Genomic DNA, 15370 nt, shown 5'->3' with positions numbered 1-15370 from the left:
GGGACAAGATGAACGGAATTCGGGTAGGCAAAAGGATCATCGGAGCGGACTCTCCGGTAACCATCGGCTGGGAAAACATCCCCCGCGTGGACGGAGGTCCGGCAAAGCAGTTCATCTTCACCTGGTTTCAGCCTGCCATGCTGCTCGCGCTGCTGGCGTTCTGGTACTACGCGCCCAATTCCATCGCCAAGGCATCAACCGCCATCGGCATCGGAATCGGCTTCAAGGTGCTGCTGCTGGGGCTGGAATGGGTGAACCCGCGCTACCGCAGCTGGCAGCTCACCTGGAAGGAACTCACCACCGACTTGTTCTACGTCGGGCTGGGCTACACCATCCTCCGCATCGTCGACAGCTACATCGGCAGCGACGTGATGGCCAAGGGCATCCAGCACGCGTTCCACTGGGACAAGTTCACGTGGTTCGTCGGGCTGCCCCTGCTGGTGCAGGCGTTCCTGATCTCGTTTCTGTTCGATTTCGGGCAATACTGGATGCATCGCGGGATGCATAACTGGTATCCGCTGTGGCTGACCCACGCCCCGCATCACTACATTACGCAGCTGAACATCAACAAGGGCGCGGTCGGCAACCCGGTGGAGCTGTTCCTGATCGGCCTGGGCGTGGGCGGGTTCTTCGATTTCCTGCCGCGCGCCTTCCTTCTCGCCGGCACGTTCGGCATGGCGGTCAGCACCTACCAGCACATCAACGTGCGCTTCAACACGCCCGCCTGGTGGCGCTTCATCTTCAACACCACCGAGCACCACAGCCTGCACCACTCGCGCGACTACGAAGCGAGCCGCAGCAACTATTCGGGCACCTGGATATTCATCGATCGCATCTTCGGCACCTGCGTCGACGGTGAAGCGGAACTGCTGGGCATGGAGGGCGGCCGCCGGATGTCGATCGTCGAACAGATGCACTATCCGTTCACGGAAGCCTGGAAGACGCTGAAGGCGAAGTTCGGGCGCGGCCGGTTCGACACGCCCGAAAGCGCGGTGCCAGCCGAATGACCGGAATGTCCGCCCATCCGATCTGGCACGAAACCGTCATCCCCGAAGGCCCACGCGTGAATCTGCGCTATATCGACTGGATTTGGCACGTGCGCGGCAGCGTGCCGCTGCCCGAAGGCCAGACTGCCGGCGAGGCGCTGGACCGGATCGAACCCGTGTTCGACGAAGTGGGCACGGCGCACGTCCGCTCCGACGCAGCGCTCAGCTTCACCAAGAAGAATCCTGCATCGCAAGACCCGCTGTCCGTATTCGAACGCGGCGTTCTGCGCGTTGAAGGGACCGCGCCAGAAGGCAGACTGCGCTATCATCTGGTCAGCCGCGCCCTGCTGGCCTGCTTCCTGGCGCCGCTGCTGTTTCTCGGCTTTGCGCAGTTGACCATCCTCGTCAACGCGTACCAGAAGCCGGCGGCGGAAGCGGCGGCCAAGAAGCCCGATGCCAAGAAGGCGGACGCTCCGCCAATGCATCCGATCGACAAGGCGCTTGGCGCCCCCGAACCGGAAAAGCCCGGCAAGAATGGAGCGGAGGGCGGCAAGCGCAATAGAAAGCCTACCCCGACCCCGGCCTATGTCTTTGCCGGCATTTTCGCCGCGCTCTATGTCGGCGGCCGCATCCTGGAAGACCGGCTGGTCAAGCGGCTTTTCCGAAAGCGCCTGTTGCAGGCGTAGATTGCCCGCTCCAATGCGAAGATCATGATGCCACGGCCAGGGCCGGGATGAACGACGACGCGCGCCCCCCGGCCCGATGCCTGCTTACATGCCGTCGAGGCCCTTGCTGACCAGAACGTTCACCGCCACGCGGCGGTTCTGCGCCTTGCCCTCGATGGTATCGTTGCTGGCGGCCGGATCGGCTTCCGCCATGCCGGTGGGGGTCAGCATCCGATAGGGCTTCCAGTGGCAGACCTGCTGAAGATAGTTCACCACGTTGCCGGCCCGCTTTTCGCTGAGGCGCTGGTTCAGTTCCTGGCTGCCCGTCGAGTCCGTGTAGCCCACCACCAGCAGCAGCGCGTTGTCCATGCCTTCGGCCGAGGACGCCGCCGAGCACAGATCGGCCTTGGCCTGATCTGACAGGACCGCCTTTCCGGTATCGAAGTTCACGTTCGTCGTGCTCTTCACGTTGTACTGGTCGATGTCCGCCATGCGGCTGCGCAGCGCCTCGGTTGCGGCGGCCTGTTCGGTAAAGCGCTGGTCGGTGCCGTTGTGGATCATCGACGCGACCTTGAGATCCTTGCTCTTCAGGTCGATCTGGCTGGCCACGAGTTCGCCGCCCGATTGCAGCGTCTTCACCGAAACAGGCAGGCCGTTGAGCAGCGAGGTTGCGGCCAGGGTGCTGCGGTTCATGCTGAGGAAGCCGCCGCTAGCGCGAATGCGCGTGGCGTCGTTGATGGCGACAACGGACTTGGTGCCATCGGCGGACGTGACCTGCATCCTGTCACCCTTGCGCGCCGAAATGATGCCTTCGATATCCGGCCCCTTGGTCGCCGGTGCAGCCGGAGTGGTATCGGTTACGCTGCCCGTGATCCCGGAATCGGGCGTCTCCTGCGGCTGCGCGGATACGACGCCGGGCACCGGCAAGGCCGCCACGGCCAACAGCGCGAACGCGCCGGTCTTCTTGGAAACAACACGCATCAAGCAACTCCTTCAAACCTGAAACCTGCCAACATGAAAACTGCTAAAGCGCCGATGTGAACATTTCCTGTTGTGCAAGGTTCCGGCCGGAACCTTGGGCATGGGCATGTACCGGGCGTTTTATGCGATGAATTGCATGGTGCGGGCGCTTTTTCCGCAAAATCGGCTCACTCATGTTAGCTTTCGCGCATTCTCACCCGCTCCGGTGCCACCTCTCTCGCACCACGCTTCGCCGTCTCTATGCCAGGGAAAATGCCGTCTGATCCCAACAATCGCGCCCGCCCCTTGCCATCCGCGCCCCCTCCTCCTAGCGGCGTGGCCAAACGTATCTGACGGAGTCGAACATGGTACCCCGCTACGCCCGCCCCGCGATGACCGCGATCTGGGAACCCGAAGCCCGCTACCGCATCTGGTTCGAGATCGAGGCTCACGCCACCGAGAAGCTGGGCGAACTGGGCGTGGTTCCGGCCAGCGGCGCGAAGGCGCTGTGGGACTGGTGGGCGACCAGCCCCGCCATCGACGTGGCCGCGATCGACGCGATCGAGGCCGTGACCAAGCATGACGTGATCGCCTTCCTCGACTGGGTGGCCCAGCAGGTCGGCCCCGAGGCCCGTTTCATGCACCAGGGCATGACCAGCTCGGACGTGCTTGATACCACACTAGCCGTCCAGCTCGCCCGCGCGGCCGACATCCTGCTGGAAGACATCGACGCGCTGCTCGCCGCGATCAAGCGCCGCGCCTATGAGCACAAGTACACGCCCACCATCGGCCGCAGCCACGGCATCCACGCCGAACCGACCACCTTCGGCAAGAAGCTGGCCGAAGCCTACGCCGAATTCAGCCGTTGCCGCACGCGCCTGGTCAACGCACGCGCCGAAGTGGCCACCTGCGCCATTTCCGGAGCGGTTGGCACGTTCGCCAACATCGATCCCTCGGTGGAGGAATACGTCGCCGACCAGCTGGGCCTTGCAGTCGAACCGGTTTCGACGCAGGTGATCCCGCGTGATCGCCACGCGATGTTCTTCGCCACGCTGGGCGTGATCGCCTCGTCGATCGAGCGGCTCGCCGTGGAGGTCCGCCACCTGCAGAGGACCGAAGTGCTGGAAGCGGAGGAATATTTCTCGCCGGGCCAGAAGGGCTCGTCGGCCATGCCGCACAAGCGCAACCCGGTGCTGACCGAGAACCTGACCGGCCTTGCCCGCATGGTCCGTTCAGCCGTCACGCCCGCGCTGGAGAATGTGGCGCTGTGGCACGAACGCGACATTTCGCACTCCTCGGTCGAACGCTTCATCGGCCCGGACGCCACGATCACGCTCGATTTCGCGCTGGCGCGGCTGACCAGCGTGGTCGACAAGCTGGTGGTCTATCCTGAGCGGATGCAGAAGAACCTCGACCGGATGGGCGGGCTGGTCCATTCCCAGCGGGTGCTGCTGGCCCTGACGCAGGCGGGGGTCACCCGCGACAACGCCTATCGCCTGGTCCAGCGCAACGCGATGAAGGTGTGGGAATCGGACGGACAGCTTTCGCTGCTGGAACTGCTGAAGGCCGATGCGGAAGTGACCGCTGCCCTCCCGGCGCGGGAACTGGAAGAGAAGTTCAACCTCGATTACCACTTCAAGGCGATCGACACGATCTTCGCACGGGTGTTCGGCGAATAAGCGGAGACTCGCGCGAAAGGGAAAAGCGGGTTACGGCCTGTTGAGCAACGCGGCCAGACGGCCGGATGTCCGGGGGAACAAAGGCAATGCGGATTGTTCGCACGATCTTCTGGACCGCGGTCGTCGTGGTGCTAGGTCTGTTTTCCGTAGCCAACTGGCAACCGGTGGAAGTGCGCATCTGGGAAGGGCTGGTGCTGGAAACACGCCTGCCCGCGCTGGTGATCTCCGCCTTCCTGCTGGGTCTGGTGCCGATGTGGGCCTTGTACCGTGCCACGCGCTGGCGGTTGGGTCGGCGCATCACCAACCTCGAATCCCTGCTTGCCGCGCAAAATCCCTCGCCGCCTCTGGCGACCTCCACGCAGCTCGAAGCCGCGTCCACCCCCGATAGTTCAAGAGCGTGACCCCCGTGAGCAATCCGATCTACCTCGCCCTCGACCTGCCCCGCCTCGATGCCGCGATCGCCCTTGCGCAAAAGGTGCGGGGCCATGTCGGCGGGCTGAAGCTGGGCCTCGAATTCTTCTGCGCGCACGGGCATCACGGGGTGCATGAAGTGGCCCGGATCGGCCTGCCGCTCTTCCTCGATCTCAAGCTGCACGATATTCCCAACACCGTGGCCGGCGCGATGCAGTCCATCCACGTTCTCGAACCCGCGATCGTCACGGTCCATGCCTCGGGCGGGCGGGCGATGATGGAAGACGCCAAGGCCGCCGCCGGCGAAAACTGCAAGGTCGTGGCCGTCACCGTGCTCACCAGCCTTGACGACAGCGATCTGGCCCGCGTGGGCGTGGGCGGATCGGCGCACGATCAAGTGCTGCGCCTGGCCGATCTGGCGCAGGAAGCGGGCATCGACGGCATCGTCTGTTCCGGGCACGAGGTCGCCGCCGTGCACAAGCGCTGGAAGAACGGCTTCTTCGTGGTGCCCGGCCTGCGCCCCGCCGATGGCCACCTGGGCGACCAGAAGCGCGCCGTTACCCCGCGCCAGGCGCGCGATGCGGGCGCCAGCGTGCTGGTGATCGGACGCCCGATCAGCCGCGCCGAAGACCCGGTGATGGCCGCACGCGCGATCGAGGCCACGCTCTAGGTTGCGCAGTCGAGTGCGGCGCGGGCAACGGCGGCGGCTATCCCGGCCATAGCGGGCTTGGAGAACGGGGGTGGGATCGGGTCCCGGAACGATTCACCAATCTGAACGGTTTCCGTTGCAACGGTTCATCACGCCGTAACGTCGCTTCGTCCAGATCGCGCAACAGAGTGCAACAGGAGACCGCCCCCATGAAACGTGCCCTTCTTTCCGTCGCTGCGGCGGCCGCTTTCGCGCCGCTGGCGATGATGGCCACTCCGGTGGCGGCGCAGGCCGCGCTTTCCACCGCGCCGGTCGTCGCGCCGGGCAACAGCGTGCTGACCATCTCGGCCGAAGGGAAGACGACGCGCACGCCCGATCTCGCGGTGTTCAACGCCGGCGTCACCACGCAGGGCAAGACTGCCGGCGAAGCGCTGAGCGAAAACGCCGCCAAGATGAACGCGGTGATCGCCGCGCTGAAGCGCACCGGCATTGCCGACCGTGACATCCAGACCAGCAATCTTTCGGTGAACCCGGTCTATGGCCAGCCCAAGCGCCTCCCCGACGGTTCGATCGAGCAGCAGGAACCGGTGATCATCGGCTATCAGGCGACCAACCAGGTTTCCGTGCGCCAGCGCAAGATCGACCAGTACGGCAAGGTGATCGATACACTGGTGGCGGCTGGCGCCAACCAGGTCAACGGCCCGTCGTTCCAGCTCGACAACGCCGATGCTGCAACGGACGAAGCCCGTGTCGACGCGATGAAGAAGGCCCGCGCCCGCGCCGACCTCTATGCCCGCGCCGCCGGCCTGCGCGTGGTGCGCGTGCTGACGATCAGCGAAAGCGGCGGCTGGTCGCCGCCCGCGCCGGTCCTCTATGCCCGCGCCGACAAGATGATGGCCATGGCCGCGCCCAGCCCGGTTGCCGCCGGTGAACTGGACGTGGGCGCCAGCGTTACCGTCACCTACGAACTCGCCCCCTGATCGGCAGTTTGACGAAGCGGCCGGGCATGGCCTAACGCACGGCCATGCCCGGCCCTTCCATCAAGATCTGCGGAATCACGACGCCGCAAGCGCTCTCCGCCACGATCAAGGCCCGCGCCGAATACGTCGGGTTCAACTTCTATCCGCCATCGCCGCGTTTCCTGGCCTTCGCGCAAGCCCCCGCGCTGGCGGAGCAGGCCCAGGGCAGGGTCACGCGCGTTGGCGTGTTCGTCGATGCCGACGATGCCTTCCTTGCAGAAGCCGTCGCGGCGGCACGGCTCGATGCCATCCAGCTTCATGGCCACGAAGCGCCCGATCGCGCGGCGCAGGTCCGCGCGCGGTTCGGCCTGCCGGTGTGGAAAGTCCTGTCCGTCGCCACGGCGGACGATGTGGCGCGCGCCGGTGCCTATGCCGGCACGGCCGACTTCATCCTGTTCGATGCCAAGACGCCCAAAGGCGCGGCCCTGCCCGGCGGACTGGGGCTGGCGTTCGACTGGACGCTGCTGGCCGGCTATCGCGGGGCGCTGCCGTGGGGCCTTGCCGGCGGGCTGTCGCCGGACAACGTGGCCGAGGCGATCCGCATGACCGGGGCGCCGATGGTCGATGTCTCGTCCGGCGTGGAAAGCGCGCCCGGGGTGAAGGACGAACAGCGCATCGCCTCGTTCTGTTACGCCGCCCGCGCGGGCTGATCGCTCCACCGAAACAGAAAAAGGGCGGCTTCCCGAAGAAAACCGCCCCGAAGCCATGCCACGCCTTCAGGCGTGGCCGGATCGCGTGGCTGACGCGATCAGAACTTCACGCCCACGCCGGCCACGACCGCGTTGGCATCGTTGAAGCCGTTGCGGCCGAAGTAGTGGCGATATTCCACCTTGCCATAGAGGTTCCCCATGAAGCCGCGCTCATAGCCAGCGCCGAGATGCCACGATCCTTCGCACAGGCTGCACGGTTCGGTGGTGTAACCGCCAGTGCCGTAAAGCTTCGAGCCGGCGAGCTTGGCGCCCAGGCGGCCGGTGAAGCCCCACGCAACCTTGGTGCCCGAAGTGAGAATCTTGTCACCCGAGACTTCAAGGCCGGAAAAGGCGGCCGGCCCCAGATCGAAATCGTAGCCGGCAGCGACACCGGCCGTGCCCTTCGTCGCGCCGTCCGTCCAGTAGACGCCCGCGCGCGTTTCGACGCGGACTTCGTTGGCAAGGGCCGGCGTCGCCGCGACCAGCGAGGCGGCGAGCGAAAGAAGAACAATACGCATAGTAAACTCCTGACTTGAACGCCCCTTCTTTGCTTTATGGGGGCGACGGTCAGTTAATTTTCAATCATATATGTCACAATACTGAAAACATTCATTCAGCCAAAACATTCATATAAGTGACATCATTGCCACACATTTACCGATATGCGTGTAACGAATATTTTCAGCATCGTTTCCGAATATAAAAATAAAAAGGCGGCCTCTTTCGAGACCGCCTTCACGACGTTGCAACGCCTCTCTAGCGACTGCATCTTTCCGCAAGATGAACGTCAGCACAAAATCGTGCAATCCGACGCGCACGCCGTCCAAATCCGCAAACGGCCAGGAGCTGTCCTTGCCCCGTGGTGAAACGCGCACGCGCGAGGGACGCGAATCTGGACAAGCCGCGCGGCCTCTGCCAATCGCGGCGCATGAGCGCAGAACCGACAGGGGCCACCCCCAACAGCTTTCGCAGCCAGCCCGACGATCGCGGCCATTTCGGCCAGTTCGGCGGGCGCTATGTTGCCGAAACGCTGATGCCGCTGATCCTCGATCTCGAACAGGAATACCGCAGGGCCAAGGCCGACCCCGCATTCCAAGCCGAGTTCGACGACCTGCTCGAACACTATGTCGGCCGCCCGAGCCCGCTCTATTTCGCGCCCCGGCTGACCGAAGAACTGGGCGGCGCGCAAGTCTGGTTCAAGCGCGACGAGCTGAACCACACCGGCGCGCACAAGATCAACAACTGCATCGGCCAGATCCTGCTGGCCATGCGCATGGGCAAGACGCGGATCATCGCCGAGACCGGCGCAGGCCAGCACGGCGTCGCGACCGCGACGGTCTGCGCGCGCTTCGGCCTGCCCTGCGTGATCTTCATGGGCGCGACGGACGTGGAGCGGCAGAAGCCGAACGTGTTCCGCATGAAGCTGCTGGGCGCGGAAGTCGTGCCGGTCACGGCCGGCGCGGGTACGCTCAAGGATGCCATGAACGAAGCGCTGCGCGACTGGGTCGCGAACGTGCACAACACGTTCTACATCATCGGCACCGCCGCCGGGCCGCACCCCTATCCAGAACTCGTCCGCGATTTCCAGAGCGTGATCGGCAAGGAAGCCCGCGCGCAGATGCTGTCCCGGATCGGCCGCCTGCCCGATCTGCTGGTCGCCGCCATCGGTGGCGGATCGAACGCGATCGGCCTGTTCCACCCGTTCCTCGATGATACCAGCGTCAGGATGCTGGGCGTGGAAGCGGCAGGCCATGGGCTGGACAAAGAACATGCAGCCTCGCTCGCGGGCGGGCGCCCCGGCATTCTCCACGGCAACAAGACCTACCTGCTGCAGGACGAAGACGGCCAGATCACCGAAGGCCATTCGATTTCGGCGGGCCTCGATTATCCCGGCATCGGGCCGGAACATGCGTGGCTCAAGGAGATCGGCCGCGTGGACTATACCTCGGTGACGGATACGGAAGCGCTCGACGGCTTCCAGCTGCTCTGCCGCACCGAAGGCATCATCCCCGCGCTCGAACCCGCCCACGCCATCGCGGCGGTGAAGAAGGTCGCGCCGACCATGGGCAAGGACCAGATCATCCTCGCCAACCTGTGTGGGCGGGGGGACAAGGACATCTTCTCGGTTGCCGAGCATCTGGGGGTGTCGCTGTGACCCGCCTCGCCAACGCATTCGCAAAGGGCCGCCCTGCCCTCGTCACTTTCGTCACCGGCGGCGATCCGACGCCGGACGCCACCGCATCCATCCTCGACGCCCTCGTCGAGGGTGGTGCCGACGTGATCGAGCTGGGCATGCCGTTCACCGATCCGATGGCGGATGGCCCGGCGATCCAGCTGGCCAACCTGCGCGCGCTCGGCGCTGGCACGAAGACTGCCGACATCCTCAGCATCGCCGCCGCGTTCCGCGCTCGCCATCCCGAGGTGCCGCTGGTGCTGATGGGCTATGCCAACCCGATGACCGTGCGCGGGGCCGACTGGTTCGCCGCCGAATGCGTGAACGCGGGCATCGATGGCGTGATCTGCGTGGACATTCCGCCAGAGGAAGATCCCGAACTGGGGCCGGCGCTGCGCAATGCCGGCGTTTCGCTGATCCGCCTGGCCACGCCAACCACCGACGCTGCGCGCCTGCCTGCCGTGCTGGAAGGGTCTTCGGGCTTTCTCTATTATGTCTCGGTCGCCGGCATCACCGGGATGCAGCAGGCGGCGCAGGCCTCGATCGACGAAGCCGTCGCCCGGATCAAGGCTTCGGCCACGATCCCGGTTGCCGTCGGCTTCGGGGTGCGCACGCCCGAACAGGCCGCGGCCATCGCCAGGGTGGCCGATGGTGTCGTCGTGGGATCGGCGCTGGTCGATCTCGTCGCCAAACATGGCGCGGACGCGGCGGGGCCGGTGAAGGAACTCACCGCCGCGCTCGCCGCCGCCGTCCACTCTGCCCGCAAGGAAATCGCATGAGCTGGCTCAACCGCGTTCGCAACGCCCTGCCCTTCACACCGAAGCGGGACACGCCCGACAACCTCTGGATCAAGTGTCCTTTGTGCAGCGAGATGCTGTTCACCAAGGACTATGAGGACAACCTTTCCGTCTGCCCGCATTGCGATCATCACGGCCGCATCGGCGCCGACGCGCGGTTCGCGCAACTGCTCGATCCGGGCTTCGAGCTTCTTCCCGCCCCAAAGGTGAAGGAAGACCCGCTGAAGTTCCGCGACAGCAAGAAGTATACCGATCGCATCAAGGCGGCCAAGGCCGCCAACCCGCACCCGGACGCGCTGACCAACGCCGCCGGCACGATCGACGGGCACAAGGCCGTGGTCGGGGTGCAGGAATTCGCGTTCATGGGCGGATCGATGGGCATGGCCGTGGGCAACGCCTTCATCGCCGGGATCGAGCGCGCGATCGCGGAGAAGTGTCCCTATATCGCGGTGACCGCCGCTGGCGGCGCGCGGATGCAGGAGGGCATTCTCAGCCTGATGCAGATGCCGCGCAGCACCGTGGCCATCGCGAAACTTCACGCGGCGGGCCTGCCCTATATCGTGCTGCTGACCGATCCCACCACCGGCGGCGTCACCGCCAGCTATGCCATGCTGGGCGATGTGCAGATCGCCGAACCCGGCGCGCTGATCGGGTTTGCCGGCCAGCGCGTGATTCAGGATACCATTCGCGAAAAGCTGCCCGAAGGCTTCCAGCGCGCGGAATACCTTCACGCGCACGGGATGCTCGACATGGTGGTCCACCGCCGCGACATGAAGGCAACTCTGGCGCAAGTGATCGACTACCTCACGGCCGCAAAAGCCGCGTGACACTCCGCGCCAGCGGGAGGGACTTCTGACGCGCGACTTCGCCATTTCCGAAAACGCGGCGGTGCAGGCGCAGCTTGACCGACTGGGCGCGCTGTCGCTGCCGCAGGGCCGGTTCGGGCTGGATACCGCGCGCGAACTGCTCGCCCGCGTCGGCAACCCGCATCTCGCGCTGCCACCGGTATTCCATGTGGCCGGCACCAACGGCAAGGGATCGACCTGCACGTATCTGCGCTTCATGCTGGAGGCGCAGGGGCTGACGGTCCATTCCGCCACCAAGCCGCATCTGGTGCGCTACAACGAACGCATCCGCATCGCCGGCAAATTGATCGGCGACGATCTGCTGGCCGCGCTGCTCCAGGAAGTGCTGGACGCGGCGGAAGACCTTGCCCCCAGCTTCTTCGAAGTGACCACGGTGGCGACGTTCCTGGCCTTCCACCGCATCCCGGCCGACGTCTGCGTGATCGAAACCGGGCTGGGCGGGCGGCTCGATGCCACCAACGTGCTGCCGACCGCGGCGGCGTGCGGCATCGCAACGCTGGGGCTGGACCACGAAGGCTTCCTGCTGACGCCCGAAGCCGGCGTGCCCACCGATCCGCTGGCGCGCATCGCTTTCGAGAAGGCGAGCATCGCCAAGCCCGGCGTTCCGCTGGTGACGCAAGCCTATCCCGCTGCCGTGGCGCAATCGGTGCTGGATACGGCGGAAGCGATCGGCGCGCCGGTGATGATGCGCGGGCGCGACTGGAACGCCGAGATCGGCGATGCAATCGCCTATAGCGATGGTCGCGGCTCGCTCACCCTGCCGCTGCCTGCCTTGCCCGGCAGCCACCAGGCGGACAACGCCGCGCTCGCCGTGGCCATGCTGCGCCATCAGCAGGTCGTTGCTGTCTCGCCCGAAGCGATGGCGCGGGGCATCCCTGCCGCGCGCTGGCCCGCCCGGCTGCAACGGCTGGGCGCTGGCCCGCTTACCGCGCTGGCCGGCAACCGCGCCGTATGGCTCGACGGCGGGCACAACCCCGATGCCGGGCTCGCCATCGCCCGCCACTTCGCCGGCGGCCCGAAAATCCACCTGGTGACGGGCATGCTCGCCAACAAGGACCCGTCCGCGATCATCGCGCCGCTGGCGGACCGGTTGCTGTCGCTGTCGATCGTTCCCGCACCGGGGCACGACGCGCACCGCCCGGAAGACTTCGCACCGTTCACAACGCTGCCAGCGCGCAGCTTCGCCAACGTGGCCGAAGCGCTGGCCGCTCTGCCGCCCGAAGGCGACGTGCTGATCGCGGGTTCGCTCTACCTTGCCGGCGATGTGCTGCGGCGCAACGGGGAAGTGCCGGATTAGGTTTTTGGCGGTTCCTCGCCCGCCGTGCCCATGGCTTCGTCGACCAGCCCCGTGCGGCTCATCCACCAGAACAGCACGATGCCCGGCAGCGCCAGCACGGTGGTGAGCAGGTAGAAGTTCACGTAGCCGAACCGCTCGATCATCGCCCCTGCGGTCGTGCCGGTAACGAACCGCCCGACGATGCTCGCGCCGGCGGAAATCAGCGCGTATTGCGCCGCCGTGAACCGCAGATCGCACAGCGCCGAGAAATAGGCGACGACCACCACGCCGCCGTACCCGGACGCGATATTCTCGAAGCCGATCGCGCCGGCCATGCCCAGGTTGGAATGGCCCGCCGCCGCCAGCGCCGCGAAGCTCAGGTTCGATACGCCCATCAGCACCAGCGCGAACAGCACCGACCGCTTGAGGCCAAGACGGGAATAGGCCGCGCCGCCGATGAACACGCCGATGAGATAGGCCCAGAAGCCCAGTCCCACGTCGTAGAGCGCGATTTCATCGTTGGTGAAGCCAAGGTCGTCGAACAGCAGGCGGAAGGTCAGGTTGGCCAGCGTATCGCCGATCTTGTGGACCAGGATGAACGCCAGCACCAGCAGCGCGCCGTGGCGTCGGAAGAACTCCACGAAGGGGCCGGTGATCGAATCCCACACCTCGCCCAGCCCCTTGCGCCGGGTCGCCTCGCGATGGCGGGCGGGTTCGCCCATCAGCAGCGCGGTCAGCACCGCCGGCAGGACGAGAAACGCGCAGGCGATATAGGCGGCGGTCCAGCCGTGGCGCGCCGCCACGAACAGCGCGATCCCGCCAGCACCGGCCGAGCCGATCCGCCAACCGTATTGCGACATGCCCGATCCCGTGCCCAGCTGATAGGGCTTGAGCGTCTCGATCCGGAAGGCGTCGATCACGATGTCGAACGTCGCGCCCGCCGCGCCGACGAGAACGGCGGCAACCACTGTCGCGCCGATATCCTTCGCCGGATCGACCAGCGCGAGATTGATCACGGCAAGAAAGACCAGCGCGCCCGCAAGGATCATCCAGGAAACCCGTTGCCCCAGCCGGCCCAGCACCGGCAGATGCACGCCATCGACCAGCCACGACCACAGGAACTTGAGGTTATAGACCAGGAACGCCAGCGTGAACGCGGTGATCGTGGACTTCTGGATGTGATCTTGCGCCAGCCGCGTTGTCAGCGTCGCGCCGATCATCGCGAAGGGGAAGCCCGACGAGATGCCGAGGAAGAACGACGCCAGCGATTCGCGTTCGACATAGGGCTTGAGCGCCTCCACCAGTCCGCTTCCCTCGCCCGTTTTCCCACGCGCCCCTACGTCATTCATGCGGCGATTGCTCCCTGCCCGATTTCGCGCAAAACTAGCGGCCTTTCGGGGTATGCCTAGCCCCGACAACAAAAGATAGGGAAGAGGACCCCATGGGACGCCCCACCGAAGGTCAGCTCGCGCTGGCGCATCAGGTTGCCGCCGGCGCCGGACAGCAGGCTTCCGCCATCGCCCATGTGCCCGCGTCCGCCTATGTCGATCCGGCGCATTTCGCGCGCGAGAAGGCCACGCTCTTCGACCGGATGCCGCAAGTGCTGGCCCCTTCGGCGCTGCTGCCCGAACCCAACATGGCCGTGCCCCACGATGGCACCGGCCGGCCGCTGCTGATCGCGCGCGATGGCGAGGGCGCGGTGCGGGTGTTCCTCAACGTCTGCCGCCACCGGGGCACGCGGCTGGTCGAAGGGCAGGACGTCCACTGCGGCAAGCGCATGGTCTGCCCCTATCACGCCTGGACTTATGCCACCGACGGCCGCCTGCTCGCCCTGCCCCGCCCTGATACCTTTCCCGGCTTCGACAAGGCGGCGCACGGCCTGGTCGAGCTGCCGAGCCACGAATCCGGCGGCCTGATCTGGTTCGCCCCCGCCACCCCCTCCGACGCCGATTTCGGCGACGCCGCGCGCGTGGGCGAGGACTTCGCCGCGGTGGGCCTCGCCGGGCAGCACCTCTATGCGCGGCGCACGCACCGGGTGGCGTCGAACTGGAAGCTGATCATGGACGCCTTCCTGGAAAGCTACCATGTGCTGCGCCTGCACGCGGCGTCGATCGCACCGTTCTTCAAGGACGGCATCACCTCGGGCGACGAGATCGGGCCGCACAAGCGGTCGCTGGTCGGCCGCGCGGCGGAGATGGAGGGCGTGGACTTGTCCGACTGGGCGCAGCTGCGCGCGGTAGGCACGTTCGCCTACCAGCTCTTTCCCGCCACCGTGGTCGTGGTCAGCCCGGACTACGTGAACCTGATGACGATCATGCCGCAGGCGGTGGACCAGACGCTGGTCGAGGATTTCATGCTGATCCCCGAACCGCCCGCGACTGACAAAGCACTGGCACATTGGGAGAAAAGCTGGAACTTGCTCGACGGCGGCGTGTTCGGCGCGGAGGATTTCCGTGCGGCGGCCCTAGGACAGGAGGGGCTGATGTCGGGCGCGATCGACCGGCTGACGCTCGGCGGCCTGGAAGGCGGAATCAAAGTGTTTCACGATGCGGTGGAGGCGGCGCTGGCCAACTAGCCCCATCCGTCATGCCGGGCTTGTCCCGGCATCCGCAGTGCAGCAACTGTCGGCTTCCATGTGGCGACGCGGGCCCCGGCACAAGGCCGGGGTGACGGACGAGGGATGTCATTCCTGCCTCCGTCTCCAATCCCATCCGCCCCTTCCCCCCTGCCGCGCGAGGGGCTATGGCGCGACGGGAATCTGTCATGAGCACCGCATCCCCCCTCCTGCCGCCGGCGCACTGGCGCGATTTCCTCGCGCTCACCAAACCGCGCGTGATGACGCTGGTGGTGTTCACCGGCCTGTGCGGGATGCTCGCCGCGCCGGTGGGGATCAACCCCGTGCTCGGCTTCACCGCGATCCTGTGCATCGCATTGGGCGCGGGCGCGGCGGGGGCGCTCAACCAATGGTATGAGGCGGATATCGACGCGGTGATGCGCCGCACCGCCGCGCGCCCGCTTCCGGCGGGCCGGATGGACCGGCAGGCGGCGCTGCATTTCGGGGTGGGCCTCGGGGCTTTTTCCGTGATCCTGATGGGGCTGGCGCTCAACGTGCTGGCGGCGGCGATCCTCGCCGTGTCGATCCTGTTCTACGTGCTGGTCTATACCGTGTGGCTGAAGCCGCGCACGCCGCAGAACATCGT

17 protein-coding genes are annotated in these 15370 nt (G+C 66.0%); 14 read left to right on the top strand and 3 right to left on the bottom strand.

Annotation, left to right across the window (positions count from 1 at the left end; all coding sequences use genetic code 11):
- Positions 1–8 precede the first annotated feature (8 nt).
- Both B3547_RS08835 and B3547_RS08830 read left to right on the top strand, forming a co-directional pair.
- Positions 9–1007: a sterol desaturase family protein gene (locus B3547_RS08835; RefSeq protein WP_292962220.1), complete on the top strand. Its 999-nt coding sequence runs from the start codon at positions 9–11 to the stop codon at positions 1005–1007.
- A complete protein-coding gene (locus B3547_RS08830; RefSeq protein ID WP_292962217.1) occupies positions 1004–1672 on the top strand; it encodes a hypothetical protein in 669 nt (222 codons plus the stop codon). Before B3547_RS08835 ends, B3547_RS08830 begins: the two co-directional genes overlap by 4 nt.
- Before the next feature lie 84 nt (positions 1673–1756).
- Here the strand turns inward: B3547_RS08830 and B3547_RS08825 are convergent, their stop codons facing one another.
- On the bottom strand, positions 1757–2632 hold the full coding sequence (locus B3547_RS08825; protein WP_124808636.1) for an OmpA family protein: 876 nt from the start codon (positions 2630–2632) through the stop codon (positions 1757–1759).
- 344 nt (positions 2633–2976) lie between these two features.
- Here B3547_RS08825 and purB point away from each other — a divergent pair, with 344 nt between their 5' ends.
- The 5 genes from purB to B3547_RS08800 all read left to right on the top strand — a co-directional run bounded on the left by purB (position 2977) and on the right by B3547_RS08800 (position 7019).
- Positions 2977–4290, top strand: coding sequence for an adenylosuccinate lyase (purB, locus tag B3547_RS08820; protein ID WP_292962213.1), 1314 nt, complete (start codon positions 2977–2979; stop codon positions 4288–4290).
- Between the two features lie 86 nt (positions 4291–4376).
- Positions 4377–4691, top strand: coding sequence for a DUF1049 domain-containing protein (locus B3547_RS08815; protein WP_124808638.1), 315 nt, complete (start codon positions 4377–4379; stop codon positions 4689–4691).
- Between the two features lie 5 nt (positions 4692–4696).
- Positions 4697–5371, top strand: coding sequence for an orotidine-5'-phosphate decarboxylase (pyrF, locus tag B3547_RS08810; RefSeq protein WP_124808639.1), 675 nt, complete (start codon positions 4697–4699; stop codon positions 5369–5371).
- A 188-nt stretch (positions 5372–5559) separates the two neighbouring features.
- Complete coding sequence (locus B3547_RS08805) at positions 5560–6330, top strand: SIMPL domain-containing protein (RefSeq protein ID WP_124808640.1); 771 nt, start codon at positions 5560–5562, stop codon at positions 6328–6330.
- A 44-nt stretch (positions 6331–6374) separates the two neighbouring features.
- Positions 6375–7019 (top strand): phosphoribosylanthranilate isomerase, encoded by a 645-nt coding sequence (locus B3547_RS08800; protein ID WP_292962206.1) that lies wholly within the window; start codon positions 6375–6377, stop codon positions 7017–7019.
- Between the two features lie 98 nt (positions 7020–7117).
- On the opposite strand, the gene B3547_RS08795 is transcribed toward B3547_RS08800, so the two are convergent.
- Positions 7118–7576 carry an outer membrane protein gene (locus B3547_RS08795; protein WP_124808642.1) on the bottom strand — a complete coding sequence of 153 codons (459 nt, stop codon included), beginning with the start codon at positions 7574–7576 and terminating at the stop codon, positions 7118–7120.
- Between the two features lie 144 nt (positions 7577–7720).
- Here B3547_RS08795 and B3547_RS08790 point away from each other — a divergent pair, with 144 nt between their 5' ends.
- From B3547_RS08790 to B3547_RS08770, 5 genes are all read left to right on the top strand, one after another.
- The gene (locus tag B3547_RS08790; protein ID WP_292962203.1) at positions 7721–7924 is read left to right on the top strand and encodes a hypothetical protein; all 204 of its coding nucleotides are present in this window, start codon (positions 7721–7723) and stop codon (positions 7922–7924) included.
- A 62-nt stretch (positions 7925–7986) separates the two neighbouring features.
- Positions 7987–9213 carry a tryptophan synthase subunit beta gene (gene trpB / locus B3547_RS08785; protein WP_194917252.1) on the top strand — a complete coding sequence of 409 codons (1227 nt, stop codon included), beginning with the start codon at positions 7987–7989 and terminating at the stop codon, positions 9211–9213.
- Entirely contained in the window at positions 9210–10010 is an 801-nt protein-coding gene (gene trpA, locus B3547_RS08780) for a tryptophan synthase subunit alpha (RefSeq protein WP_292962200.1), read from the top strand. The genes trpB and trpA overlap by 4 nt, the downstream gene beginning before the upstream one ends.
- Positions 10007–10855 (top strand): acetyl-CoA carboxylase, carboxyltransferase subunit beta, encoded by an 849-nt coding sequence (gene accD / locus B3547_RS08775; RefSeq protein WP_292962198.1) that lies wholly within the window; start codon positions 10007–10009, stop codon positions 10853–10855. The genes trpA and accD overlap by 4 nt, the downstream gene beginning before the upstream one ends.
- A gap of 61 nt (positions 10856–10916) precedes the next feature.
- Positions 10917–12191: a bifunctional folylpolyglutamate synthase/dihydrofolate synthase gene (locus B3547_RS08770; RefSeq protein ID WP_292962196.1), complete on the top strand. Its 1275-nt coding sequence runs from the start codon at positions 10917–10919 to the stop codon at positions 12189–12191.
- Here the strand turns inward: B3547_RS08770 and B3547_RS08765 are convergent.
- On the bottom strand, positions 12188–13519 hold the full coding sequence (locus B3547_RS08765; protein WP_292962195.1) for an AmpG family muropeptide MFS transporter: 1332 nt from the start codon (positions 13517–13519) through the stop codon (positions 12188–12190). The two genes, B3547_RS08770 and B3547_RS08765, sit on opposite strands and share 4 nt — an antisense overlap.
- 92 nt (positions 13520–13611) lie before the next feature.
- Between B3547_RS08765 and B3547_RS08760 the strand changes: the two genes are divergently transcribed.
- Entirely contained in the window at positions 13612–14745 is a 1134-nt protein-coding gene (locus B3547_RS08760) for an aromatic ring-hydroxylating oxygenase subunit alpha (protein WP_292962193.1), read from the top strand.
- A 188-nt stretch (positions 14746–14933) separates the two neighbouring features.
- A partial coding sequence (locus tag B3547_RS08755) for a UbiA family prenyltransferase (protein ID WP_292962191.1) occupies positions 14934–15370 on the top strand: 437 nt, incomplete at its 3' end.

The organism is Novosphingobium sp. UBA1939 (genome assembly GCF_002336885.1).
In the GTDB taxonomy this organism is placed as follows: domain Bacteria; phylum Pseudomonadota; class Alphaproteobacteria; order Sphingomonadales; family Sphingomonadaceae; genus Novosphingobium.
The sequence above is the reverse complement of the archived record's forward strand: the minus strand, read 5'-3'. Positions and strand labels throughout refer to the sequence as shown.